Annotated in this window: 19 protein-coding genes; 12 read left to right on the top strand and 7 right to left on the bottom strand. The window is 71.4% G+C overall.

Annotated elements, in window-relative coordinates:
- The first annotated feature begins 3 nt into the window (after positions 1 to 3).
- From gatA to ACR68M_RS10295, 11 genes are all read left to right on the top strand, one after another.
- Positions 4 to 1,497: an Asp-tRNA(Asn)/Glu-tRNA(Gln) amidotransferase subunit GatA gene (gene gatA, locus ACR68M_RS10345; RefSeq protein ID WP_441250148.1), complete on the top strand. Its 1,494-nt coding sequence runs from the start codon at positions 4 to 6 to the stop codon at positions 1,495 to 1,497.
- A complete protein-coding gene (locus tag ACR68M_RS10340; RefSeq protein ID WP_441250147.1) occupies positions 1,494 to 1,733 on the top strand; it encodes a hypothetical protein in 240 nt (79 codons plus the stop codon). Before gatA ends, ACR68M_RS10340 begins: the two co-directional genes overlap by 4 nt.
- A gap of 76 nt (positions 1,734 to 1,809) precedes the next feature.
- A complete protein-coding gene (gene gatB / locus ACR68M_RS10335) occupies positions 1,810 to 3,321 on the top strand; it encodes an Asp-tRNA(Asn)/Glu-tRNA(Gln) amidotransferase subunit GatB (protein ID WP_441250146.1) in 1,512 nt (503 codons plus the stop codon).
- 254 nt (positions 3,322 to 3,575) lie between these two features.
- Positions 3,576 to 3,764: a hypothetical protein gene (locus tag ACR68M_RS10330; RefSeq protein ID WP_441250145.1), complete on the top strand. Its 189-nt coding sequence runs from the start codon at positions 3,576 to 3,578 to the stop codon at positions 3,762 to 3,764.
- A 128-nt stretch (positions 3,765 to 3,892) separates the two neighbouring features.
- The gene (locus tag ACR68M_RS10325) at positions 3,893 to 6,958 is read left to right on the top strand and encodes a helix-turn-helix transcriptional regulator (protein ID WP_441250144.1); all 3,066 of its coding nucleotides are present in this window, start codon (positions 3,893 to 3,895) and stop codon (positions 6,956 to 6,958) included.
- 246 nt (positions 6,959 to 7,204) lie between these two features.
- Positions 7,205 to 10,306: a putative bifunctional diguanylate cyclase/phosphodiesterase gene (locus tag ACR68M_RS10320; RefSeq protein WP_441250143.1), complete on the top strand. Its 3,102-nt coding sequence runs from the start codon at positions 7,205 to 7,207 to the stop codon at positions 10,304 to 10,306.
- Between the two features lie 311 nt (positions 10,307 to 10,617).
- The gene (locus ACR68M_RS10315) at positions 10,618 to 12,471 is read left to right on the top strand and encodes an acetolactate synthase large subunit (protein WP_441250142.1); all 1,854 of its coding nucleotides are present in this window, start codon (positions 10,618 to 10,620) and stop codon (positions 12,469 to 12,471) included.
- Positions 12,472 to 12,558: 87 nt separating this feature from the next.
- Positions 12,559 to 13,083: an acetolactate synthase small subunit gene (gene ilvN, locus ACR68M_RS10310; protein WP_441251569.1), complete on the top strand. Its 525-nt coding sequence runs from the start codon at positions 12,559 to 12,561 to the stop codon at positions 13,081 to 13,083.
- Positions 13,084 to 13,190: 107 nt separating this feature from the next.
- Positions 13,191 to 14,189: a ketol-acid reductoisomerase gene (gene ilvC / locus ACR68M_RS10305; RefSeq protein WP_441250141.1), complete on the top strand. Its 999-nt coding sequence runs from the start codon at positions 13,191 to 13,193 to the stop codon at positions 14,187 to 14,189.
- Positions 14,190 to 14,405: 216 nt separating this feature from the next.
- Positions 14,406 to 15,986, top strand: coding sequence for a phosphoglycerate dehydrogenase (gene serA, locus ACR68M_RS10300; protein WP_441250140.1), 1,581 nt, complete (start codon positions 14,406 to 14,408; stop codon positions 15,984 to 15,986).
- Between the two features lie 255 nt (positions 15,987 to 16,241).
- Positions 16,242 to 16,421: a hypothetical protein gene (locus ACR68M_RS10295; RefSeq protein WP_441250139.1), complete on the top strand. Its 180-nt coding sequence runs from the start codon at positions 16,242 to 16,244 to the stop codon at positions 16,419 to 16,421.
- A 96-nt stretch (positions 16,422 to 16,517) separates the two neighbouring features.
- Here the strand turns inward: ACR68M_RS10295 and ACR68M_RS10290 are convergent, their stop codons facing one another.
- Together ACR68M_RS10290 and ACR68M_RS10285 are read right to left on the bottom strand one after the other, a co-directional pair.
- Complete coding sequence (locus ACR68M_RS10290; protein ID WP_441250138.1) at positions 16,518 to 17,777, bottom strand: MFS transporter; 1,260 nt, start codon at positions 17,775 to 17,777, stop codon at positions 16,518 to 16,520.
- A 174-nt stretch (positions 17,778 to 17,951) separates the two neighbouring features.
- Complete coding sequence (locus ACR68M_RS10285; protein WP_441250137.1) at positions 17,952 to 18,608, bottom strand: NAD(P)-dependent oxidoreductase; 657 nt, start codon at positions 18,606 to 18,608, stop codon at positions 17,952 to 17,954.
- Between the two features lie 193 nt (positions 18,609 to 18,801).
- Here ACR68M_RS10285 and ACR68M_RS10280 point away from each other — a divergent pair, with 193 nt between their 5' ends.
- A complete protein-coding gene (locus ACR68M_RS10280) occupies positions 18,802 to 19,161 on the top strand; it encodes a winged helix-turn-helix transcriptional regulator (RefSeq protein ID WP_441250136.1) in 360 nt (119 codons plus the stop codon).
- An 84-nt stretch (positions 19,162 to 19,245) separates the two neighbouring features.
- Here ACR68M_RS10280 and ACR68M_RS10275 read toward each other — a convergent pair whose 3' ends face one another.
- The 5 genes from ACR68M_RS10275 to ACR68M_RS10255 all read right to left on the bottom strand — a co-directional run bounded on the left by ACR68M_RS10275 (position 19,246) and on the right by ACR68M_RS10255 (position 24,774).
- Positions 19,246 to 20,580, bottom strand: coding sequence for a class II 3-deoxy-7-phosphoheptulonate synthase (locus tag ACR68M_RS10275; RefSeq protein WP_441250135.1), 1,335 nt, complete (start codon positions 20,578 to 20,580; stop codon positions 19,246 to 19,248).
- Between the two features lie 111 nt (positions 20,581 to 20,691).
- Positions 20,692 to 21,630 (bottom strand): prephenate dehydratase, encoded by a 939-nt coding sequence (pheA, locus tag ACR68M_RS10270; protein WP_441250134.1) that lies wholly within the window; start codon positions 21,628 to 21,630, stop codon positions 20,692 to 20,694.
- A 42-nt stretch (positions 21,631 to 21,672) separates the two neighbouring features.
- Positions 21,673 to 22,845, bottom strand: coding sequence for a LeuA family protein (locus ACR68M_RS10265; RefSeq protein ID WP_441250133.1), 1,173 nt, complete (start codon positions 22,843 to 22,845; stop codon positions 21,673 to 21,675).
- 112 nt (positions 22,846 to 22,957) lie between these two features.
- Positions 22,958 to 24,136, bottom strand: coding sequence for a pyridoxal phosphate-dependent aminotransferase (locus ACR68M_RS10260; RefSeq protein WP_441250132.1), 1,179 nt, complete (start codon positions 24,134 to 24,136; stop codon positions 22,958 to 22,960).
- A gap of 50 nt (positions 24,137 to 24,186) precedes the next feature.
- Positions 24,187 to 24,774: a cysteine hydrolase family protein gene (locus ACR68M_RS10255; RefSeq protein ID WP_441250131.1), complete on the bottom strand. Its 588-nt coding sequence runs from the start codon at positions 24,772 to 24,774 to the stop codon at positions 24,187 to 24,189.
- Between the last annotated feature and the right edge of the window lie 102 nt (positions 24,775 to 24,876).

The raw sequence follows: 24,876 nt of genomic DNA, 5'->3' as shown, positions 1-24,876 counted from the left end.
CCCATGGCTGACCTCATTCACTTCACCGCCGCCGCGACGGCCTCGGCCATCGCCAGCGGCGAGGTCTCCGCCGTCGAGGTCGCGCAGGCCCACCTGGACCGCATCGACGCCGTCGACAAGAAGGTCAACGCCTTCCTGCACGTCGACACCGAGGGCGCGCTGAGCGCCGCCCGCGCCGTCGATGCCAAGCGCGCCAAGGGCGAGGAGCTCGGCCCGCTGGCCGGCGTCCCGCTCGCGCTCAAGGACGTCTTCACCACCAAGGGCGTCCCGACGACCTGCGGCTCGAAGATCCTCGAGGGCTGGGTGCCGCCGTACGACGCCACCCTGACGGCGCGTCTCAAGGACGCGGGCGTGGTCATCCTCGGCAAGACCAACATGGACGAGTTCGCGATGGGCTCCTCCACCGAGAACTCCGCCTACGGCACGACCGGCAACCCGTGGGACCTCTCCCGCATCCCCGGCGGCTCCGGCGGCGGTTCGGCCGCCGCGCTGGCCGCCTTCGAGGCCCCGCTCGCGATCGGCACCGACACCGGCGGCTCGATCCGCCAGCCCGGCGCCGTCACCGGCACGGTCGGCGTCAAGCCGACCTACGGCGCGGTCTCCCGCTACGGCCTGATCGCCTTCTCCTCCTCGCTGGACCAGGGCGGGCCCTGCGCCCGTACGGTGCTCGACGCGGCCCTGCTGCACGAGGCCATCGCCGGGTACGACCCGCTGGACTCCACCTCGATCAACGCGCCCGTCCCGGCCGTCGTCGAGGCCGCCAAGCTGCGCGACGTGCGCGGCATGCGGATCGGCGTGGTCAAGGAGTTCGCCGGCGAGGGCTACCAGGCCGGCGTGATGCAGCGCTTCAACGAGTCGGTGGAGCTGCTCCGCGAGCTGGGCGCCGAGGTCGTCGAGGTCTCCTGCCCGTCGTTCACCCTCGCGCTGCCCGCGTACTACCTGATCGCGCCGAGCGAGGCCTCCTCCAACCTGGCCCGCTTCGACGCCATGCGTTACGGCCTGCGGGTCGGCGACGACGGCACCCGCTCGGCCGAGGACGTCACCGCCCTCACCCGTGAGGCCGGCTTCGGCGACGAGGTCAAGCGCCGCATCATCCTCGGCACGTACGCGCTCTCCTCGGGCTACTACGACGCCTACTACGGCTCGGCCCAGAAGGTCCGCACCCTGATCTCCCGCGACTTCGACGCCGCCTTCGCCGGTGTCGACGTGCTGATCTCGCCGACCACCCCGACCACCGCCTTCCCGATCGGCGAGCGCGCCGACGACCCGATGGCGATGTACCTGGCCGACCTCTGCACGATTCCGTCCAACCTCGCGGGCAATGCGGCCATGTCGCTGCCCTGCGGCCTGGCCCCGGAGGACAATCTCCCGGTCGGCCTGCAGATCATCGCACCCGCGATGGCGGACGACCGCCTCTACCGAGTGGGCGGCGCCGTGGAGGCCGCACTCAACGACAAGTGGGGGCACACCCTGCTGGAGGAGGCACCGGCACTGTGAGCAAGATTGCCAAGGCAAAGGGCTTCAAGCACTCGAAGGCCGGGCTGTGGCTGTCCATCGGGACGAGCGCCTTCGGCGCGATCTCGGTCGTCAAGGACGTCAAGAAGGCCCGCGGCGAGCAGGACACCCTCAAGCTGATCAACGCCGTCGTCGGCGCGGTGGCCCTGGTCACCGGCACCGCCCTGCTGCTCCGCGAGCTGAAGCAGCTCGGGGACGACGACGTACTGCTCGGCTGAGTGCACGTCAGGCCCGGCCCCCGCGTGCGGGGCCGGGCCCGTACCTCCCAAGACTTTTTTTAGCGAAGGGGACGCTGTGAGCGTCATGAACCTGGTCTCCTACGAGGACGCTCTCGCGTCGTACGACCCGGTGATGGGCCTTGAGGTCCACGTCGAGCTGGGCACCAAGACCAAGATGTTCTGCGGTTGTTCGACCGAGCTCGGGGCCGAGCCGAACACCCAGACCTGCCCGACCTGCCTGGGCCTGCCCGGCTCGCTGCCGGTGGTCAACGCGATCGGCGTGGAGTCGGCCGTCAAGATCGGGCTGGCGCTGAACTGCGAGATCGCCGAGTGGTGCCGGTTCGCGCGGAAGAACTACTTCTACCCGGACATGCCGAAGAACTTCCAGACCTCGCAGTACGACGAGCCGATCGCCTTCAACGGCTACCTCGACGTGCAGCTGGAGGACGGCGAGATCTTCCGGGTCGAGATCGAGCGCGCCCACATGGAGGAGGACACCGGCAAGTCCACCCACGTCGGTGGCGCGACCGGCCGCATCCACGGCGCCTCGCACTCGCTGCTCGACTACAACCGGGCCGGCATCCCGCTGATCGAGATCGTCACCAAGCCGATCGAGGGTGCGGGCGTCCGCGCCCCCGAGGTCGCCAAGGCGTACGTCGCCGAGCTGCGTGAGCTGATCAAGGCGCTGGGCGTCTCCGAGGCCCGGATGGACAAGGGTCAGATGCGCTGCGACGTCAACCTGTCGCTGCGCCCGCACGGCCGCGAGAAGTTCGGCACCCGCAGCGAGACCAAGAACGTCAACTCGCTGCGCAGCGTCGAGCGGGCCGCCCGCTTCGAGATCATGCGGCACGCCACCGTGCTCGACGACGGCGGCACGATCATCCAGGAGACCCGGCACTTCCACGAGGAGGACGGCTCCACCACCTCCGGCCGGATCAAGGACAACGCCGAGGACTACCGCTACTTCCCCGAGCCGGACCTGGTGCCGATCGCGCCGAGCCGCGAGTGGGTCGAGGAGCTGCGCGCCGAGCTGCCCGAGCTGCCGCGCCTGCGCCGGGCCCGTCTCCAGGGCGAGTGGGGCCTCTCCGACAAGGACATGCAGTCGGTGCTGAACGCCGGCGCCGTCCAGCCGATCCTGGAGACCATCGCGGCCGGTGCCCCCGCCGACCAGGCCCGCAAGTGGTGGATGGGCGAGCTGGCCCGCCGTGCCAACGAGACCGGCACCGACCTGGCCGAGCAGCCGATCACCCCGGCCCAGGTCGCCCGGGTCTGCGCGCTGGTCGCCGAGGGCAAGCTCAACGACAAGCTGGCCCGTCAGGTCATCGAGGCCGTCCTCGCGGGCGAGGGCGAGCCGGACGCGGTCGTCGAGCAGCGCGGCCTGGCCGTCGTCTCGGACGACTCCGCGCTCGGCGCGGCCGTCGACCAGGCGATCGCGGAGAACGCCGGCGTCGCCGACAAGATCCGCGACGGCAAGATCGCCGCCGTCGGCGCGCTGGTCGGCGCGGTCATGAAGACCACCCGCGGCCAGGCCGACGCGGCCCGCGTCAAGGACCTGATCCTGGAGCGGCTTGCCGCGGAAGGACAGTAGGCACAGCCTGGAGAAGCTGGGTGTACAGGCAGGCTGACACTTAGCCGAATAAGGCGTTGCCGGTAAGGCACCTTAGGTGCAGTGCACGATGCCCACCCCCACCCGGGGGTGGGCATCGCCGCGTCTAAGGACCCCCACCCCCGGAAGATGCGGCATGCGCCCGATGCCCGGCAGGGGCCTGGGGGAGGAGGCTCTTACCAGGACGACGGACCGACCACGGGGGCCGGGAAGCGTCCGGTACGAGGGGACCTCAGATGTTCGAGTACGAGCTCATCAAGCAGCGGAACGCCGAGCTCCAGCAGGCCGCCCAGCGCGACCGGCTGGTCCGCGAGGCGCTCGCCGGGCGGAGCGGCAGCCGGGTCGGTCTGCTGAGCCGGATCGCCCGCAGTGTCCGGCCGGTGGCCCCGGCGGGCCACCGCGTGCCGCGCCTCAGCGAGTGCTGACGGACCGGCACCCGAGGGGTGCCGAGCGCAACGAAGGGGAGGCCGCCACCAGCGCCTCCCCTTCTCCACGTCCGGCCGGTGGGATAACCAGTGCACCCGCTGCCTGGGGGTATGGCATGCTCTCGCGCGTGCAGCAGATATCGGTCAGCCCTGTCTTCGTCGGTCGTGGCACCGAGACCACCGCGCTCACCCAGGCGCTGGAACGCGCCGCGGCGGGCCAGCCGAAGGCGGTGCTGATCGGCGGGGAGGCCGGGGTCGGCAAGACCCGCCTGGTCGAGGAGTTCCTGGAGAGCGTCTGCGGCGACAGCGTCGTCACGACGGTCGGCGGGTGCCTGGAGGTCGGCGCCGAGGGCCTGCCGTTCGCGCCGATGACGACCGCCCTGCGCCGGCTGCACCGCCAGCTCGGCCCCGAGCTGGAGCGGGCCGCCGAGGGGATGGAGGGCCATCTCGCCCGCCTGCTGCCGGACTTCGGCGAGACCGACGGCGAGCCGAACGACGAGTTCAGCCGGGCCCGGCTGTTCGAGCACACCGCCCGCCTCTTCGAGCGCCTCAGCGCCGAGCGCACCCTCGTCCTCGCCGTCGAGGACCTGCACTGGTCCGACCGCTCCACCCGCGAACTGCTGGCCTACCTGATCCGTACGCTGCACCGCTCGCGCGTCCTGATCATCGCCACCTACCGCGCCGACGACCTGCACCGCCGGCACCCGCTGCGGCCCTTCCTGGCCGAGCTCGACCGGCTGCGCACCGTGCAGCGGCTGGAGCTGGCCCGCTTCGAGCACGGCGAGACCGCCGCCCAGCTGGCCGGGATCTTCGGCACCAAGGCCCTCGACCGTGACCTGGTCGATCTCATCCACCGCCGCTCCGAGGGCAACCCGTTCTTCGTCGAGGAGCTCGCCACCGCGCACCAGGACGGCTGTCCGGCCGGGATGACGGACTCGCTCCGCGACATCCTGCTGGTCCGCGTCGAGGCGCTCCCGGACGAGACCCAGCGGGTGCTGCGGATCGCCGCCGAGGGCGGCAGCTACGTCGAGCACGCGCTGCTGGCCGCCGTGCTGGACGAGGGCGAGGGGGAGCCCGAGGAGATGCTGATCGAGGCGCTGCGCACCGCCGTCGGCGCCAACGTGCTCCGCCCCGACACCGACGGCGAGGGGTACCGCTTCCGCCACGCGCTGGTCCGCGAGGCGGTCTCCGACGACCTGCTGCCGGGGGAGCGCTACCGGATCAACCGGCGGTACGCGACCGTGCTGGAGGCCAACGACGCACTCGTCTGCACCGACACCCGCCCGGCCCGGCTGGCCAACTACTGGTACCACGCGCACGACCCCGCCCGCGCGCTGCCGAGCGCCTTGGACGCTGCCCGCGCGGCTCGCCGCCGCAACGCCTTCGCCGAGCAGCTGAAGATGCTGGAGCGCGCGCTCGGCCTCTGGGACGAGGTCTCGGAGGAGGTGCTCGCGACCACCCTGCGCCCGTACGACTGGGCCGAGACGTACCCGCCGTGCAGCTGCGACCCGGGCACCCACACCGAGGCTTGCGACCGCCTCCAGCTGATCGACGTGCTGGCCGAGGCCGTGGTCGCCTCCCGCCGCAGCGGTGAGCCGGAGCGCGGGCTGAGCCTCTCCAAGCGGGCGCTGAAGCTGGTGGACGAGAGCCTGCACCCCGAGCGCGCCGCCTGGTTCCGGATGCACCGCTCGCGGATGCTCGGCAACCTGCTGCGGGCCGGCCGCGAGGAGGAGATCGCGCACGCCCAACGGCTGGTCGCGGGGCTGCGCCCGTCCGCCGTGCAGGCCGAGGTGTTCGCGCTGACGGCGGCGAACGCGATGCTGCTGCTGCCGACCCACGAGGACGTCGCGCTCGCCGAGCGGGCCGTCGAGATCGCCCGCGAGGTCGGCGCCGAGACGGTCGAGCAGCACGCCCGGATGACCCTCGGCACCTACTACACCCTGCTCGGCGACCCGGAGCGGGGCGTCGCGCTGCTGCGGGACGCCGTCGAGCGGGCCGGCGAGCTCTGCGCCCCCGACCTGCACTGCCGGGGGCTGAACAACCTGGCCAGCCTGCTCTGCATGATCGGCCGCCCGGCCGAGGCCGAGGTGCTGGCCCGCCATGGCCTGGACAAGGCCGGTCGGACGGGCCTGCTGGCCAACACCGGCGCGATTCTGGCCGGGAACCTCGCCGAGGCGCTGGTCGCGCTCGGCCGCCCGGCCGAGGCCGTCGAGGTGCTCGCCGAGTGGGACACCGATCTCGGGCCCGGCTCGTACCACGAGTTCCTCGACCGGCTGCGCGGCGAACTCGCCCTCGACCGGGGTGATGCGGCCGTCGCCGCCGCCTGTCTCGCCAGGGCCAGATCGGTCGGCCGGACGGCCCAGCTCCAGTACCGGCTGCCCACCGTACGGCTGGCGATGCGGCTCGCCGCTCGCGAGGGCCGCCCGCTCGACGCCCGCGCCGAGCTGCTCGCCGTGCTCGACCAGCGGGTCGAACACACCGCCCTGTGCGAGGGGTTGCTGCCAGACAACGGCACCGGCTGGCTGCTGCCGGTGCTCACCGAGGCGGCCGGCATCGAGGCGGACGTCCGGGGGCTGCCCGCCGCCGCCCCGGGCCGGGAGGCCGCGCTCCGGCGGATCGCCGCCGCGGCGGCCGAGCCGCGCCCGGCCACCCGGCTGGACGTCGGCTGGCTGCGGCTGCTGGAGGGGGAGTTGGCCCGCGCGGAGGGTGCCGACACCCCGGCGCACTGGGCCGCCGCCGTCGCCGTCCTGCGCGAGGTCGAGCCGAGCCGGCCGCTGCTGCTCGCGCTCTACCGGCAGGGCGAGGCTGCTGCCGCCGCCGGGCAGCGGGAGGCCGCGACGGCCCTGCTGCGGGAGGCCCGCGAGCTCGCCACGGCCCGCGACGAGCAGCACCTCGGCCGGGAGATCGCCCACCTCGCCGAGCGCGCCGGGCTCGCCCTGGACGCCCGCCGGCCCGAGCCGCCCGCCCCCGCCGCGGAGCCCGCGCTCGGCCTGACCCCGCGCGAGCGGGACGTGCTCCAACTCCTCACCCAGGGCCGCACCAACCGCCAGATCGCCGAGGCCCTCTACATCTCGCCGAAGACCGCCAGCGTGCACGTCTCCAACATCCTCGCCAAGCTCGCCGTGGGCACCCGCGGCGAGGCCGCCGCCCTGGCCCACCACCTGCGGATCTTCCCGGAGCCCGAACTGGTGTAGCTGGGCCGCCTGGCGCGCGCCGCAGGCTTCACGCTCCCCCGCGTACGCTCCGCCCAACCGGGCTGATCCGGTTGAAGCGGGTGCAAACCCCACCAGGCTGACCATTACTCTAAGTTGAGTGTATGTGTCATTGAGTGACCAGAGTGGTGTAGTGTCCCGAGTGGGAACACCGGTACGGCGCTTCGCGTGGTGGCACAGCCGAGGCCCGGGTGCAGCAAGGCCCCGCGCCGGAGGGGGAGATGTCGAGTGAACTCCACCGAATCGGTGCTGCCTGCCAACCCGCCCCCGGCGCCACCGCGCTCCCGCCTGACGGCCCGGTCCGCCGCACTCAGAGCCTGGTGGGGCAGCCCCTGGTACCTCACACCCTGGGTCGCCACCACCCGCACCGCAGCCCGCTTCGGCACCCTCCCCGGCGCCGCCCTCGCACTGCTCTGCCTCGGCTACGCACTGGGCGCCTCCCTCGACTGGGGATCTCCCGAAGTCGCCGCCTTCATGGGCGACTTCGGCCTCGCCGGGGCCGCCCTGGCGGCCGCCGTCTCCTGTCTGCTGCGCGGCTGCACCACGGGCGGCCCGGCCAGGCCGGCCTGGCTGCTCTTCGGCCTCTCCTCCTCCGTGGTCGCCTTCGGCAACGGCGTCTGGGGGTGGTACGAGGTGGTGCTGCGCACCGAACCGCCGCCCGCCTCGCCCGCCGCGTACGCCTTCCTGTTCTTCGCGCCGCTCGCCATCACCGGCCTGCTGGTGCTCGCCCAGCGCCCCCGGACCCCGGCCGGCTGGCTCTGCCTGCTGCTCGACGGCTGGCTCGTCGCGGGCTCGCTCTTCACCCTCAGCTGGAGCCTCGCGCTCGGCCGCGTCGCCGCGGGCGAGACCGACGACCCGCTCCGGCTGGCACTCGGCCTGGCCTACCCGGTGCTGGACATCCTGCTGGTCAGCCTGGTGGTCGGGCTGCGGTTCCGGGGCCGGGACGGCAACCGGGCGGCCGTGCACACCGCGATGGTCGGCCTGGCCGTCACGGTGGTCTGCGACGCCCTCTTCACCACCCCCGAGCTGCGCAGCAGCTACCACTCCGGCGAGCTGCTGGACGCGGGCTGGTTCGCCGGCAGCGTGCTGCTCGCCTGGGCGCCGTGGTCGCCGCGCCGCCGCCCGAGCCGAGAGCACCCCTCCGCCGGGGGCGCCCCGCGCCGCCGGGTCGCGTCGGTCTTCAGCGCGCTCACGCCGTACGTGGCGGCGGCCGTCTGCACCGCCGGCATCCTCTACACCACCCTCGGCGGCCGCCCGCTGGACCGGGTGGTGCTGACCTCGGCCTGCACCGTCGGGCTGGCCCTGATCGTCCGTCAGGGCGTGATGCTGCTCGACAACCTCAAGCTCGCCCAGGCGCTGGCCCACAAGGAGGCGCACTTCCGCTCCCTGGTGCAGGGCTCCAGCGACGTCATCATGATCGCCGGTGCGAACGGCGTGCTCAGCTACGTCAGCCCGGCGGCCCTCGGCGTCTACGGGCGCGACCCGGAGGAGCTGGTCGGCGGCAACCTGCTCAACCTGGTGCACCCCGAGGACGTCGACCGGATGCTGGCCGAGATGCGCCGCCTGCTGACCAGCGGGCCGGAGGGCACCGGCGAGCCCTCCGCCCGGGTCGAGTGCCGGATCCGCTCGGGCGGCGGCGAGTGGCTGCACGTCGAGTCGACGGTCAACCGCTACCGGGACGGGCTGATCCTCAACAGCCGGGACGTCACCGAGCGCGTCCGGCTCCAGGCGCAGCTGCAGCACAACGCCTTCCACGACCCGCTCACCGACCTCCCCAACCGGGCGCTCTTCACCCAGCGCGTCCGGGCGGCGCTCGCCGCGCCCCCGCGCCCGGCCCAGCTGCCCTGCCCGGCCGCCGACCCGGACGCCAGCGTCTACACCACCGACGGCCCGCGCGAGCAGCCCGACGAGTCCGCCGTCGCCGTGCTCTTCCTCGACCTGGACGGCTTCAAGGCCGTCAACGACACCGCCGGGCACCAGGTCGGTGACGAGCTGCTCGTCCAGGCCGCCCGCCGGCTCCAAGGCGCCGTCCGCTCGGCCGACACCGTCGCCCGCTTCGGCGGCGACGAGTTCGCCGCCCTGGTCTGCGGCCGCCTGGGCCGCACCCAGGTGCACGAGCTCGCCGAGAGGGTCCGCACCGCGCTCTCCGAGCCGTACTGGATCGGCGGCGCGGAGCTCGGCGTCGCCGCCAGCATCGGCATCGCCTTCGGGGCGCGGGCGGGCGCCGAGCAGCCGGACCCGAAGACCGCCACCGACGAGCTGATGCGCAACGCCGACCTCGCGATGTACCAGGCGAAGTCCCAGGGCAAGGGCCGGGTGGTGCTCTACACCCCCGCGATGCGCGCCGAGCTGGACCGCCGGGCCGAGCTGGAGGGCAGGCTCCGGCACGCCGTCCGGGAGGGCGGCTTCACCCTGCTGCACCAGCCGGTGGTCGACCTGCGCAACGGCGCCGTCACCGCCGTCGAGGCGCAGGCCCGCTGGCGCTCGGCGCAGGGGCTGCTGCTCACCCCGGCCGAGTTCCTGCGCACCGGCGAGCGCGGCGACGCGGCGACGCGCTTCGCCCGCTGGATGCTCCAGGAGGCCGTCACGGCCGCCGCCACCCGGCACGCCCTCGCGCTGCCGCGCTCCGTGCCCGTCCCGGTCTCCGTCCGGCTGACGGCCGAGCGGATCTGCGCGCCGGGCATGTACGAGACGGTCGTCGCGGTGCTCCGTGAGACCGGCCTGCCCGCCGAGCTGCTGGTGGTCGAGCTGGCCCGGACGGGCCCGGACGCGGGCGCCGACGAGCTGGGGCGGCGGCTGGCGGCGCTGCGGCGGCTCGGGGTCTCCACCGCCGTCGCCGGCTTCGGCGCGGGCAGCGGCTCGCTCGGCGCGCTCGCCCGGCTGCCCTTCGACGCGCTCAAGCTCGACCGCAGCCTCGTCCAGGACATCGGCGACTCCTCCGTGACGCGGGCGCTGGCCGGGCACGCCCTGCGGCTGGCCCGTGAGCTCGGCCTGGTGACGCTCGCCGAGGGCGTCGACCATGCCCGGCAGGTGGCCGTGCTCCAGGAGCTGGGCTGCCGGCACGGCCAGGGCCTGGCCTTCGCCCAGCCGCTGGACGAGTACCGGCTGCGCCGCGCGCTGGCCCGCCGGGTCTACCCGCTGCCGAGGCCGTTCGGGGTGCTCTCGACCCGCCGCGCGTACCTGGCGGCCGACACCCGTTCGGGTGCCCACCCGGACGGTTCGCAGGGCCGCGTGGTGCACCATCATTCGGCCCCCGACCTGCCCGAACGCCGTGCGGCGGCCGGTCCGCTGACAGGTCCGCATGGTGAGACCCCCGTCCCACCCGCTTGACACTCCCCACCGCCTGGGAGGAGGGTCTGTGCCATGCGCACCCGAATTCTCGTACTTGGCGGGCGCGTCGGCTGAGTGGGCCACCGAGTCCACTTGTGACAGACCGACGCGCCACCCCTCGCATGCCCTTGGCACGAGGGGTTTTTTGTTGCACTGGAACTGTTCAACCACCGCAGTACCCCTGGCCCCAACCGTCCGGACCGCTCCTTTTCGGGGTGATGGGCGGACGATTGAGGCAGAGCCGGAATCCGGCCCACCACAGGCGGACCCTCATCCGTCCGGGCCGGCAGAACCCGAGAAGAGACAGGCAGATGACTGAGCACGCCGCAACCCCCCGTCGTGGGGACAACCCGGCCGCCCACACGCCGGGCTCCAGCACCGTCGTCGAGACGATGACCGGCGCGCAGTCGCTCATCCGCTCGCTGGAGGCCGTAGGCGCGGACACCGTCTTCGGTATCCCGGGCGGGGCCATCCTTCCCGCGTACGACCCGCTGATGGACTCCGCGAAGGTCCGGCACATCCTCGTCCGGCACGAGCAGGGCGCCGGGCACGCGGCCACCGGGTACGCGCAGGCGACGGGCAAGGTCGGCGTCTGCATGGCGACCTCGGGCCCGGGGGCGACGAACCTGGTGACGCCGATCGCCGACGCGTACATGGACTCGGTGCCGATGGTCGCGATCACCGGCCAGGTCGCCTCCAAGGCGATCGGCACGGACGCCTTCCAGGAGGCCGACATCTGCGGCATCACGATGCCGATCACCAAGCACAACTTCCTGGTCACCGACCCCGCCGAGATCCCCCGGGTGATCGCGGAGGCCTTCCACATCGCGGGCACCGGCCGCCCCGGCCCGGTGCTGGTCGACATCGCCAAGGACGCCCTCCAGGCGACCACCGTCTTCCGCTGGCCCGCCGAGATGTCGCTGCCCGGTTACCGCCCGGTGACCAAGCCGCACGCCAAGCAGATCCGCGAGGCCGCCCGGATGCTGGTCTCGGCGAAGAAGCCGGTGCTGTACGTCGGCGGCGGCGTGCTGAAGGCCAACGCCTCGGCCGAGCTGCGGATCCTGGCCGAGCTGACGGGTGCTCCGGTCGTCACCACGCTGATGGCGCTGGGCGTCTTCCCCGACAGCCACCCGCAGCACCTGGGCATGCCCGGCATGCACGGCTCCGTCCCGGCGGTGACGGCCTTTCAGAAGACCGACCTGCTCTTCACCCTGGGCGCCCGCTTCGACGACCGGGTGACCGGCAAGCTCGACTCCTTCGCACCGTTCGCGAAGGTCGTGCACGCCGACATCGACCCGGCCGAGATCGGCAAGAACCGCCCGGCGGACGTCCCGATCGTCGGTGACGCCCGCGAGGTGCTGGCCGACCTGATCGTCGCAGTCCAGGCCGAGTTCGACGCCGGTCACAAGACCGACTACGCCGACTGGTGGGCCAAGCTCAACGAGTGGAAGAAGACCTACCCGCTCGGCTACGAGGCTGCCCCCGCAGGCGAGCTGTCGCCGCAGCAGGTGATCGAGCGGATCGGACAGATCGTCGGGTCGGACGCCATCTACGCGGCCGGTGTCGGCCAGCACCAGATGTGGGCCTCGCAGTTCATCAACTACGAGAAGCCTGCCACCTGGCTGAACTCCGGCGGCGCCGGGACGATGGGCTACGCCGTCCCGGCGGCGATGGGCGCCAAGGCCGGCATGCCGGACACCGTGGTCTGGGCGATCGACGGTGACGGCTGCTTCCAGATGACCAACCAGGAGCTGGTCACCTGCGCGCTGAACAACATCCCGATCAAGGTCGCCGTCATCAACAACGGCTCGCTCGGCATGGTCCGCCAGTGGCAGACGCTCTTCTACAACCAGCGGTACTCCAACACCGTGCTGCACTCCGGCCCCGAGCACGACGGCATCGCCGCCCCCACCCAGGGCACCCGCATCCCGGACTTCGTGCTGCTCGCGGAGGCGATGGGCTGCGTCGGCCTGCGCTGCGAGCGCCCCGAGGACCTCGACGCGGTGATCGAGCAGGCGATGGCGATCAACGACCGCCCGGTCGTGATCGACTTCATCGTCCACCAGGACGCCATGGTCTGGCCCATGGTCGCCGCCGGTACCAGCAACGACGAGATCCTCGCCGCCCGGGACGTGCGCCCGGACTTCGGCGACGACCTCGACTAGCCCGCCCGTCGCCCACCGCCACCCTTCTTGGGACCGGCTTCGCCGGACCCCTCTCTCTGACCAACCGATAGAGAGCTCATGACCACCATGTCCAAGCACACCCTCTCCGTCCTGGTCGAGAACAAGCCCGGCGTGCTCGCCCGCATCGCCGCCCTGTTCTCCCGTCGGGGCTTCAACATCGACTCCCTCGCCGTCGGCCCGACCGAGCACCCGGACATCTCCCGGATGACGATCGTGGTCAACGTCGAGGACCTCCCGCTGGAGCAGGTCACGAAGCAGCTGAACAAGCTGGTCAACGTGATAAAGATCGTCGAACTCGACCAGGCCGCTGCGATCCAGCGTGAGCTCGTCCTGGTCAAGGTCCGCGCCGACGCCGAGACCCGGTCGCAGGTGGTGGAGATCGTCCAGTTGTTCCGTGCCAAGACCGTCGACGTCTCACCGGACGCCGTCACGATCGAGGCGACCGGCAGCTCCGACAAGCTGGAGGCGATGCTCAAGATGCTGGAGCCGTACGGCATCAAGGAGCTCGTCCAGTCCGGTCTGGTGGCCATCGGGCGAGGCGCCCGTTCGATCACCGACCGTTCGCTGCGCGCCCTCGACCGCTCTGCCTGACCGCAGGCTGTCTCACCCCCTGAAGCACTGCCCCACACCCCGCCGCCTGCACGTACGGTAGGTACGAAGCACCCCGGCACCACCACCACGCAAGGAGATGTGCCCCCGTGGCCGAGCTGTTCTACGAAGACGATGCCGATCTGTCCATCATCCAGGGCCGCAAGGTCGCGGTCATCGGCTACGGCAGCCAGGGCCACGCCCACGCGCTGTCGCTGCGTGACTCGGGCGTGGACGTCCGGGTCGGCCTCCTGGAGGGCTCCAAGTCCCGTGCGAAGGCCGAGGAGGCGGGCCTGCGGGTGACCGACCCGTCGACCGCCGCCGCCGAGGCGGACGTCATCATGATCCTGGTGCCGGACCCGATCCAGGCCGACGTGTACGAGGAGTCGATCAAGGCGAACCTGAAGGCGGGCGACGCGCTCTTCTTCGGCCACGGCCTGAACATCCGCTTCGGTTTCATCAAGCCGCCGGCCGACGTGGACGTCTGCATGGTCGCGCCGAAGGGCCCGGGGCACCTGGTGCGTCGTCAGTACCAGGAGGGTCGCGGCGTGCCGGCGATCGTCGCGGTCGAGCAGGACGCCACGGGCAAGGGCTTCGAGCTGGCGCTGTCGTACGCCAAGGGCATCGGCGCGACCAAGGCGGGCGTCATCAAGACGACGTTCACCGAGGAGACCGAGACCGACCTGTTCGGTGAGCAGGCCGTCCTCTGCGGTGGCACCGCCGCCCTGGTGAAGGCCGGTTTCGAGACGCTGGTCGAGGCCGGGTACCAGCCGGAGATCGCGTACTTCGAGTGCCTCCACGAGCTGAAGCTCATCGTCGACCTGATGTACGAGGGCGGCCTGGAGAAGATGCGCTGGTCGATCTCGGAGACCGCCGAGTGGGGCGACTACGTCACCGGCCCGCGCATCATCACCGCCGACACCAAGGCCGAGATGAAGAAGGTCCTCACGGAGATCCAGGACGGCACCTTCGCCAACACCTGGATCGCCGAGTACAAGGCGGGCCTGCCCAAGTACAACGCGTACAAGAACGCCGACTCCGAGCACCTGCTGGAGACCACCGGCAAGAAGCTCCGCAAGCTGATGAGCTGGGTCGACGAGGAGGCCTGAGCCTCCCGGGAGCCAACTCCCTTGTACAACTAGGCTGCTCCCGTCCGGGTGATTTCGCCGGACGGGAGCAGCCCGGTACCCAGCCCGTCGATACACTTCCGAGTGCGCGTCAGGCCCACAGCGTCGTGCGTCTACCTACGCGGCATGCCACCTTCTTCCCGCCCACCACGCCATCAATGCGTCGGGAAGAACCGGACAGTCTAAGGACAAACTGTCGTGAGCAAATCCGTTGTACTCATCGCCGAAGAGCTGTCTCCCGCCACCGTCGACGCGCTGGGCCCGGACTTCGAGATCCGGCACTGCAACGGTGCGGACCGCACCGAGCTGCTGACCGCGATCGCGGACGTGGACGCCATCCTGATCCGCTCCGCCACCAAGGTGGACGCGGAGGCGCTGGCCGCCGCCAAGAAGCTGAAGGTCGTCGCCCGCGCCGGTGTCGGCCTGGACAACGTCGATGTCGCCGCCTCCACCAAGGCCGGCGTGATGGTCGTGAACGCGCCGACCTCCAACATCGTCACCGCCGCCGAGCTGGCCTGCGGCCTGCTGATCTCCGTCGCCCGCAACATCGCGCCGGCCAACGCCGCGCTCAAGCAGGGCGAGTGGAAGCGCAACAAGTACACCGGTGTCGAGCTCAGCGAGAAGGTGCTCGGCGTCGTCGGCCTGGGCCGGATCGGCGTGCTCGTCGCCCAGCGGATGTCCGCCTTCGGCATGAAGATCGTCGCGTACGACCCCTACATCCAGGCCGCCCGCGCGGCCCAGATGGGCGTCAAGCTGGTCACGCTGGAGGAGCTGCTGGAGGCGGCGGACTTCATCACCGTGCACCTCCCGAAGACCCCGGAGACGATCGGCCTGATCGGCGACGAGGCGCTGCACAAGGTCAAGCCCTCGGTGCGGATCGTCAACGCCGCCCGTGGCGGCATCGTCGACGAGGCCGCGCTCGCCAGCGCCCTGCGGGACGGCCGGGTGGCCGGTGCGGGCCTGGACGTCTACGCCAAGGAGCCGTGCACCGACTCGCCGCTCTTCGGCTTCGACAACGTGGTGGCCACCCCGCACCTGGGCGCCTCCACCGACGAGGCGCAGGAGAAGGCCGGTATCGCCGTCGCCAAGTCCGTCCGCCTCGCGCTGGCCGGTGAGCTCGTACCGGACGCCGTGAACGTCCAGGGCGGCGTGATCGCCGAGGACGTCAAGCCGGGCCTGCCGCTGGCCGAGAAGCTCGGCCGGATCTTCACCGCGCTGGCCGGCGAGGTCGCCGTCCGGCTCGATGTCGAGGTCCGTGGCGAGATCACCCAGCACGACGTGAAGGTGCTCGAACTCTCGGCCCTCAAGGGCGTGTTCGAGGATGTCGTGGCCGAGACGGTGTCCTACGTCAACGCCCCGCTGTTCGCCCAGGAGCGCGGCGTCGAGGTCCGTCTGACGACCTCCAGCGAGAGCCCCGAGCACCGCAACGTCATCACCGTGCGCGGCACCCTGGCCGACGGCGGCGAGATCGCCATCTCCGGCACGCTCTCCGGCCCGAAGCAGACCCAGAAGATCGTCGGCGTGGACGCCTTCGAGGTCGACGTGGCGCTCACCGACCACATGGCCTTCTTCAAGTACGAGGACCGCCCCGGCGTGGTCGGCACCCTCGGCCGCATCCTCGGCGACGCGGGCATCAACATCGCGGGCATGCAGGTCGCCCGGGACGGCGGCAGCGCGCTCGCCTCGATCACCGTCGACACCGAGGTCTCGCAGGAGGTGCTGGCCGAGATCGCGGGTGCGATCGGCGCCCACTTCTCCCGCAGCGTGAACCTGGGCTGACACCCGGTCAGCAGTGAGGCCCGGACCGCTACGGCGGTCCGGGCCTCACTGCGTTGGGGTGGTTCCCGTCTCAGATACTAGGAAATCCAACTATCCGTGCAGACAGCACCCGCCTGTCGTCGTACGGTGGAGGAGCCATACGGTGAGCCACCCCTGAAGCCAGGGTGTGTGGCCCGTGTGTGCCGTACGCACCATGGCAGGCGACCCTTGCCGGCGTATCCCACCCTCCCCACGCACGCTCTCAAGGAGACCGGTATGCCCCCCGTCGCAGACCGTCACGCTTCCACCGCCACCTCGACCAAGGCCCCGCGCGCCCGCCGTCGCCGCACCGAGCTCGACCCTTCCCCAGCCTTCGGCCGGGGAGGCCCCTTTGCGGCCGCCGCCCTGCAGCGCGCCCTCGACCGCCGCGACAACGGCGGCGCGACCGGCCACTGACGCGACCGGCCGCTGAGCGGGCCCGAACACTGAGCGGGCCCGAACACTGTTAGGGGGCGCGGGGCAGAGCCCCGCGCCCCCTATGTCCGTTACCGGTTACCGCAGTGCGTGGCTGGGCCCCGTCCGCGTCCGCTGGGCGCGGCCGACCCGGGAGTGCTTGCCCCTCCCGACCGCGCGCCCGGCGGCGATCGCCACCACGGCCCCGGCGACGAGCAGGACCGCCGCCGAGCGGATGATCCCGCCGAAGCCGGAGCTGCCGACGGCGGCCGCGAACTGCGGGCCGATGCTGGCACCGATGAAGAGGATGAACGCGTACAGCGTCACCGAGGCGCCCTTGGCGGGCCCGGCCAGCGAGGCGATCATCTCGACCAGCCCCGGCGTGGCGATGGCGACGGCGGTGACGAACAGGAAGAGCGCGACGACCAGCGCGATCGTGTGGTCCTTCAGGAAGGAGGCCGCGACGATGCTGGTGGCGCCCAGGACGAACGCGGCCGGCACCCGGACGGCCGTAGTGACGCGGGCCAGCGGCCCGGCGAAGACCGGGACGAGCAGCATCGCGGGCAGCGCGCTGGCCCGCAGGGCGAGCAGCGCCTGCGGGTGGCCGACCATGCTCGGTGGCCCGGCGACCTGGACGGCCGTGTAGGTGGCGACGAAGCCCGCCAGGATGGTGAGCGTCGCGGCGTAGGCGAGCAGCAGGGTGGGGTTGGTGAGCAGCCTGCCCATGCTGTTGAAGGTCTGCCCGATGGTCGCGGTCGGCACTGCCGACTGGGCCGTCCCGCCCCGGGTGGTGACCAGGACGAGCAGCGCGGCGAGCGCCAGCAGCGGCGCCGAGCCGAAGAACACCCACCGCCACCCCTGGGCGCCGTTCACGCTCTGCGAGCTGACCTGGGAGATGACGGCGGAGGCGAGGAAGGAGCTGGTCAGGTAGGTGAGGGCGACCGGCCGCCGCGCGGGGGCGACGTTGGCGCTGATGTAGGCGAAGGCGGCGGGCGCGAAGGAGGATGCGGTCAGCCCCTGGAGGGCGCGCAGGGCGCAGCCGGTGGTGAGGTCGTGCGCGGTGCCGACGGCGCCGGTGGTCGCGGCGGTGACCAGCAGCCCGATGACGAGCACCTGCCGGGCCCCGAAGCGTTCGGAGAGCGGGCCGCTGACCAGGAAGCCGACGGCGTAGGCGAGACCGAAGGCGGTCATCATCCAGGCAGTGGAGGTGACCGGGACGTGCCACTCGTGGCTGATCGGGCCGAACAGCGGAATGACGCTGTAGAGCTGGCCGACGACCAGGACGCCGATGAGACACAGCACCCCGACGGTACGCCCGAAGGGGGAGTAGTCGGACGTGCCTGGCAGGCTGGCGGACATGCGGTTCTCCCCCGAGATCGTGCGGCCGGCATCGTGGGCCGGGTCAGGCGTTGAGGGTGGCTCGGTGGGGCTCACCGCCGGGCCGCTGCCGCCTGTGATGTGGAGCGGCAGCGGCCCGTGCGGAGTTGACGCCACGTCAGGAGACGTGTTCCGACTGGTTGTTGATCAGTTTGATCAGTAGCCGACGGTGAAGCGCTTCTGGATGTGCTTCGGGGTCTCGATCTCGTCGACGAACGCGACGGCGTAGTCCTCGGCGCTGATGCGGCTCTGGCCGTCCTCGCCGATGACCAGGTCGTCGAGGCCGAGGCGGTAGGAGCCGGTGCGCTCGCCGGGCTCGATCTGGGCGGCGGGGGCGAAGTGGGTCCACTTCACGTCGGTGACGGTGGTGAGGTACTCGTACGCGTCGCCCTGGCCGTGCATGACCTGGGTGACGAGCTCCGGCAGGCCGGGGGTGTCCCAGACGCGGTTGCCGTCGGGGGTGCGCAGCGAGCCGGCGCCACCGATGGAGATGAAGCGCGGGGCGTCGGCGCCGACCAGGCGCAGGCCGCCGACCAGGGACTCGGCCGCGGCGCGGACGAACTTGGCGTGGGCGACACCGTCGGTGTAGCCACCGCCGACGGCGCTGGCGACGGTGTCGACCTTGCCGGCGATCTCGGCGACGCTCTTCTCGTCCAGGATGTTGCCCTCGGAGATGGTCAGGTTCGCGTGCGCCTCAAGCTTGTCGGCGTCACCATAAACAATCGCGGTGACCTCGTGGCCGCGCGAGAGCGCCTCCTTGAGGATGCGGCTGCCGAAGGTGCCGGTGGCGCCGAAGAGGGCAATCTTAGCCATGGTGGGATAACACCAATCTTCAATGAGCGGGCCCCCGTTGGGGCTCCTTTGTGGCTCTGTACCTATTCAACTACCTCTGCGGAGTGATTGTTTCCATCGGATAATAAGCACTTTAAAGTGCTAAAGTTTCCTGGTGGATACTCAGGCAACTCGCGCGGTTACTGGATCAGGTTCGGGAGCCAATGGCTTCTCGATGACGGGGGCACCGGACTGCCGGGCCCGGGATCTGCTCGATCGGCTCGGCAGCAAGTGGAGCGTGCCGATCATCCTCACCCTCGCCGGAGGCACTCGGCGCTTCAGTGAGCTCCGTGACGACGTGGGTGGCATCACCTCGAAGGTACTGACTGCCAACCTACGCGAGTTGGAGCGCGACGGTCTGGTGGTTCGACAGGTGTACGCCGAGGTGCCGCCGCGCACCGAGTACACCCTGACGCCGCTCGGCGAGACGCTGATCGGCACCTACCGGGTGCTCCAGTCCTGGACGGAGCTCCATCTGGACGAGGTGATCCGCAACCGGGAGAGCTACGACCTGACCCGGAAGAGCAGGTCCTGAGCGGATCGGCGGGGGGCACGAAGAAGGGCGGCACGCGGGCGAGTTACGCCGCGTGCCGCCCTGTCTCGTACTCGGTGGTCGTGATCAGTAGTCCCGGTACATCTCGGCGACCTGGAACGCCAGGTCGAGCGACTGGCTGCGGTTGAGCCGCGGGTCGCAGGCCGACTCGTACCGCTGGTGCAGGTGGTCGACGAGCACCTCGTCGCCGCCGCCGACGCACTCGGTGACGTCGTCGCCGGTGAGTTCCACGTGGATGCCGCCCGGGTGGGTGCCGAGCGCGTGGTGCACCTCGAAGAAGCCCTTGACCTCGTCGAGGATGTCGTCGAAGCGGCGGGTCTTGTGGCCGCTGGAGGCGGAGAAGGTGTTGCCGTGCATCGGGTCGCAGATCCACACCGGCCGGGCGCCGCTCGCCGTGACCTTCTCCACCAACTCGGGCAGCCTGTCCCGGATTTGGCCGGTTCCCATCCGGGTGATGAAGGTGAGCCGGCCGGGTTCGCGGCCCGGGTCGATCCGGTCGATCAGCGCGAGCGCCTCGTCGGCGGTCGTGGTCGGGCCGAGCTTGACGCCGATCGGGTTGCGCACCTTCGAGGCGAACTCGACGTGTGCGCCGTCCAGCTGACGGGTCCGCTCGCCGATCCAGACCATGTGGCCGGAGACGTCGTAGAGGTCGCCGGTGCGTGAGTCGACGCGGGTCAGCGCCGTCTCGTAGTCGAGCACCAGGGCCTCGTGCGAGGAGAAGAACTCGACGGAGTGGAAGGCGTCGGGGTTGACCCCGCAGGCCTTCATGAAGGCCAGGGCGTCGTCGATCTCCCGGGCCAGCTGCTCGTACCGCTGCCCGGCGGGGGAGTTGGCGACGAAGTCCTGGTTCCAGGCGTGCACCTGGCGCAGGTCGGCGTAGCCGCCGGTGGTGAAGGCCCGGACGAGGTTGAGCGTCGCGGCGGAGGCGTGGTACATCCGCTTCAGCCGCTCGGGATCGGGCCGCCGGGATTCCGGCGTGAAGGCCAGCCCGTTCACCGAATCGCCCCGGTACACCGGGAGTTCGAGCCCGTCGCGGGTCTCGGTCGGGTTGGAGCGGGGCTTGGAGTACTGCCCGGCGATCCGGCCGACCTTGACCACCGGCACGGAGGCGGCGTACGTGAGCACGGCCGCCATCTGCAGCAGGGTCTTCAGCTTGTTGTCGATCTGGGCGGCGGAGACCCCGTCGAAGGTCTCGGCGCAGTCACCGCCCTGGAGGAGGAAGGCCTCGCCGCGCGCCACGGCGGCGAGCCGGTCGCGCAGTTGGTCGCACTCGCCGGCGAAGACGAGCGGAGGGAAGGCGGACAGCTCGTCGACGGCGGCGCGCAGCGCCTCCGGGTCGGGCCAGCTGGGCTGTTGGGCGGCCGGGAGCGACTGCCAGGAGTACTTACCGCTAGCGTTCATGATCGGAAGATCCGGCGGCTGTGCGGCCGCCGTTCCCTTTCTCTAGACGTCGGCACGGTAGAACGGGTTCGACGGTGGAACGGTACGGGTGTCGGGTGTCGGGCGCGGGTGTCAGACGCCCATCGGGACGCCGGTGCGCAGCGATTCGAGCCAGTCCTCGGCGCTGGCTGCGTCGAGGTCGCTGCGGTCGGCCGGGGCGGGCTCCGTCGAGGGCTCCCCGGCGCGCGGGTAGCTGCCGAGGAAGTCGGCGGCGACGCCCCGGCGGTGCAGGGCCATCACCACCTCGCCGACGGCGTCGTCCTCGATGTGACCGTCGATGTCGAGGAAGGTGTGGTAGCTGCCGAGGCGGGTGCCCGACGGCCAGGACTGGATCCAGGTCGGGGTGATGCCCTGCGCGGAGAAGTCGGTGAGGATCTCCGCGATGGTGCCCGGGTCGGCGCCGTCGGCGCGGACCAGGAAGGAGGTGCGGTCCCGGCCGGTGCGGGTGGGGGCCGTACCGGCGGTGCGCAGTGCGACGAACCGGGTGACGGCGTCGGCGCGCTCGCCGATGCCGCTGGCGAGCACGGTCAGGCCGTAGCGCTCGGCGGCGACGGGCGCCGCGATCGCGGCGTCGCCGCCGAGCGTCGACTCCGCGACCTCCCGGGCGGCGCCCGCCGTGGAGGCGGAGAGCAGCACCTGCGCCTGCGGCAGCCGCTCGCCCAGCCAGTCGCGGCACTGGCCGTGGGCGTGCGGGTGGCTCAGCACGCGTCTGATGTCGGCCAGTTCGGTGCCCGGCCGGGCCATCAGGGCGAAGAGCACCGGGATCTCGATCTCCGCGGTGATGTGCAGTGAGTTGTCGTCGGAGGCCAGCTCGTCGAGCGTCGCCGGTACGACGCCGCGCACCGAGTTCTCCAGCGGCACCACAGCGGTGTCGCAGACGCCGTCACGGACGGCCTGGAGAGCCTCGGCGACGGTCGAGTACGGCGTCCACCGTGCTGCGGAGGCAGCGGGCAGCATCCGCAGGGCCGCCTCCGCGAACGTGCCCTGCGGGCCCAGATATGCGTAGCTCATGATGCGTGAACAACTTCCTTGCTAGGACCGGAAGCCGTCGGTTCAGCTGCCGGCCAGGACGGGGACGCGGTTGCCCAGCTCCCGGGTCAGGCGCTCCTTCACGACCTCCAGGTCCTCGCAGTCGCCGCCGGTGCGCTCGGCGATGTGCACCCGGTAGAGCTCGGCGAGCTCGACGTCGTCGACCTCGACACCGATCTGGTCGAGCAGGTGCCGCAGCACCGCCCGGCCCGAGTGCCGGGCGATCAGCAGCGAGCGCTGGCGGCCGAAGCGGGCGGGCTCGACGTACTCGTACGTCTCCGGGTTGGCGAGGATGCCCTGCTGGTGGATGCCGGCGGCGGTGCCGAAGGCGTACGTGCCGAAGATGGCCTTGTTGCGGGGCTCCGGCATCCGGATGACCTCGCGCAGGGCGGTGTACGCCTCGTACATCCCGGCGATGTCGATGTCGGTGTAGAAGCCGAGGTGCTCCTGCTTGTAGGCGAGCAGCCCGGCCAGCTCCTCCAGCGGGGTGTTGCCCGCGCGCTCGCCGATGCCGCCGAGGGTGGCCTGCACCTCGTCGGCCCCGGCCTGGAGGCCGGCCAGGGCGTTGGCGAGGGAGAGCCCGAAGTCGTCGTGGCAGTGCGTCGAGACCTTGATCGGGCGGGGCGCCCAGCCACGGATCTTGGCGATGATCTCGCCGTACTGGTCGGGGGTGGTGCAGCCGGAGGTGTCGGCGATGATGATGCAGGTCGCACCCGCCTCGACGGCGCTCTCGGTGAGCCCCTGGAGGAGGTAGTCGTTGCTGCGACTGGCGTCCTCGATGCCGACCGAGACGTGTTCGATGCCGAGCGACTTGGCGAACGCGACGGTGTCGGTGACCTCGTGGATCGCCTGCTCGGCGGTGATGCCGCGCTTGTACTTCAGGTGCAGGTCGCTGCCGGTGGCGACCATCTGCACCTCGTGGTTGTGGGTGCCGCCGGCCTCGACCGCGATCTCCACGTCCCGTCGGACGGTCCGGGAGAAGGTCGCGAAGCGGGCCTTGCTGAGGTTCTTGGAGATGAGCTGCGTCGCCTCGAAGTCGCTCGGCGAGGAAGCCGGGAAGCCGGCCTCCACCGCGTCGACGCCCAGGGCCTCGATACGCAGGGCGAGATCGAGCTTCTGCTCCGGGTTCATCGCGTTGCCCGGGGCCTGCTCGCCGTCGCGGAGGGTGGTGTCGAATACGGAAATCCTTCGTGCCATGAGTGGTTCCCCCTACGGATTCAAGATCGCATGCTGACGATTGAGTTCGAAGTCAACTCCCGTGGAACGGGAGGGAAATACCGTGGTCTCGGTCCGGCCCGGTCGCTCGGGCTCAGCGGCTCGCGAGGGCGGCGGCCATCTTGCCGATCGCCTCCTCGATCACCGTCCGCGAGTTCGCGAAGGCGAGTCGGACGTGCCCCTCGCCGCCGGGCCCGAAGGCCGAGCCGGGCGTCAGGGCGACGCCGGCCTCGCGCAGCATCCACTCGCTGAACTCGGCGGAGCTGCCGAAGCCGGTGCCGCGGATGTCGGCGAAGGCGTAGAACGCACCCTCCGGCGTCGAGCAGGTCACCCCGGGAAGGGAGTTGAGGCCGTCGACGATCAACTTGCGCCGTGCGGAGTACTCCTCGACCATCTCCTGGACGTGCTCCTGCGGCCCGGTCAGCGCGGCCACCCCGCCGCGCTGGACGAAGGACCCGCTGCAACCGACCGTGTGCTCCTGGGCCTTGAGCACCTGGGCGATCACCTCGGCCGGCCCGCTGACCCAGCCGAGGCGCCAGCCCGTCATGGCGTAGCCCTTGGAGAAGCCGTTGACGGTGAGCGTGCGCTCGGCGCAGCCCGGCAGGCTCGCCAGGCTGATGTGCTCGTGGCCGTCGTAGCGGATCAGCTCGTAGATCTCGTCGGCGACGATGAAGAGGTCGTGCTCGATCGCGACCGCGGCGACCGCCTCGGCCTCCTCGCGGCTGAGGGTGCGACCGGTCGGGTTGTTGGGCGAGTTGACCAGGATGGCCTTGGTGCGGGGCGAGACGTGCCGCTCCAGCAGCTCGCGGGTGAGCCGGAAGCCGTTGTCCGGGCTCAGCTCGGCCTGCACGGTGACGGCGCCCGCCAGGTGGGCCATCGAGGTGTAGCTGACCCAGCTCGGAGTCGGGACGATGATCTCGTCCAGCGGGTCGAGGATGGCCAGCAGCGAGATGAAGAGCGCGTGCTTGGCCGACGGGGTCACGATGATCTCGGTGCGCGGGTCGACCTCGATGCCGTTGTCCCGGGCGAGCTTCTCGGCGATCGCCGTCCGCAGCTCCGGCAGGCCCCGGCTCGGGGTGTAGTGGGTGAAGCCCGCCCGCACCGCGTCGGCGGCCTCGGCCGCGATGTGCTCGGCGGTGTCGAAGTCCGGCTCCCCGCCGCCGAGGTCGAGCACCGGCAGGCCCTCGGCGCGCATGGTCTGCACCAGGTCGAGCAGGGCGACGGTCGCCGATCTCTGGAGGCCCGCGAACCTGCGTGCCGTACGGTCTTTCACCTGTGCCGCCTTTCAGCTGGATGTGGGGGAGTTACGGGCCTGATGTGGGGTCAGGCGGCCGGGAGGGCCTGGTCGACGGTGGTGACGAGGGCGGTCCGGGCGATGAGCTTGAGCGCCGCGTCCTGCGTCTCCTGGTCGGAGGTCGCGGTGGCGTCCTCCAGGACCTCGATCGCGTAGTCCCGGTCGTGGCCCTCGCGGGCGGTGGAGAGGACGACCAGGTCGGTGGTGACGCCGGTCAGCAGCAGGGTGTTGACGTCCAGGTTGCGCAGCAGCAGGTCCAGGTGGGTGCCGAGGAAGGGGTTGACCCGGCGCTTGGCCACGATCGGCTCGCCGTCGGCGGGCTTGAGCGCGTCGTGCACCTCGGTGCCCCAGGTGCCGAGCACCAGGCGCTCGCCGTGCTTGGCCTCGGCGAGCAGCGGCGACCCGAGCGGCAGGTCGGCGTAGCCGGGGGAGAAGCCGACCACCACGTAGACCACCGGCACGCCGGCCAGCCGGGCCCGCTCGATGGCGGTCGCGGCCCGCTCCAGCACGCCGCGTCGCTCGACCTGCTCGCAGAAGCCCTCGGCGGCGTATTTGCCGTCCGGGTGCACGAGCTCGTTGATGAGATCGAGGATGAGAAGTGCTGGGCGACGGTCCATTGTTGTACCCCCGTTTGTGTGCGACTGGCTGAGTCCGTGCGTTTCTGATCTGCTCTTGCAGCGTACCCCAGTAGTTTGGGCGCCTAATGACTGTCCGGCTAT

The organism is Kitasatospora sp. McL0602 (genome assembly GCF_052076145.1).
Taxonomy (GTDB): Bacteria; Actinomycetota; Actinomycetes; order Streptomycetales; family Streptomycetaceae; genus Kitasatospora.
This window is presented reverse-complemented; position numbering and strand designations above follow the sequence as displayed.

Excerpts from the sequence above, each read along its gene's own strand:
- gatA (WP_441250148.1), top strand. The coding sequence starts at position 4 with ATGGCTGACCTCATTCACTTCACCGCCGCCGCGACGGCCTCGGCCATC.
- ACR68M_RS10330 (WP_441250145.1), top strand. The coding sequence starts at position 3,576 with ATGTTCGAGTACGAGCTCATCAAGCAGCGGAACGCCGAGCTCCAGCAG.
- ACR68M_RS10315 (WP_441250142.1), top strand. The coding sequence starts at position 10,618 with ATGACTGAGCACGCCGCAACCCCCCGTCGTGGGGACAACCCGGCCGCC.
- ilvN (WP_441251569.1), top strand. The coding sequence starts at position 12,559 with ATGTCCAAGCACACCCTCTCCGTCCTGGTCGAGAACAAGCCCGGCGTG.
- ACR68M_RS10295 (WP_441250139.1), top strand. The coding sequence starts at position 16,242 with ATGCCCCCCGTCGCAGACCGTCACGCTTCCACCGCCACCTCGACCAAG.
- ACR68M_RS10290 (WP_441250138.1), bottom strand. The coding sequence starts at position 17,777 with ATGTCCGCCAGCCTGCCAGGCACGTCCGACTACTCCCCCTTCGGGCGT.
- ACR68M_RS10285 (WP_441250137.1), bottom strand. The coding sequence starts at position 18,608 with ATGGCTAAGATTGCCCTCTTCGGCGCCACCGGCACCTTCGGCAGCCGC.
- ACR68M_RS10280 (WP_441250136.1), top strand. The coding sequence starts at position 18,802 with ATGACGGGGGCACCGGACTGCCGGGCCCGGGATCTGCTCGATCGGCTC.
- ACR68M_RS10275 (WP_441250135.1), bottom strand. The coding sequence starts at position 20,580 with ATGAACGCTAGCGGTAAGTACTCCTGGCAGTCGCTCCCGGCCGCCCAA.
- pheA (WP_441250134.1), bottom strand. The coding sequence starts at position 21,630 with ATGAGCTACGCATATCTGGGCCCGCAGGGCACGTTCGCGGAGGCGGCC.
- ACR68M_RS10265 (WP_441250133.1), bottom strand. The coding sequence starts at position 22,845 with ATGGCACGAAGGATTTCCGTATTCGACACCACCCTCCGCGACGGCGAG.
- ACR68M_RS10255 (WP_441250131.1), bottom strand. The coding sequence starts at position 24,774 with ATGGACCGTCGCCCAGCACTTCTCATCCTCGATCTCATCAACGAGCTC.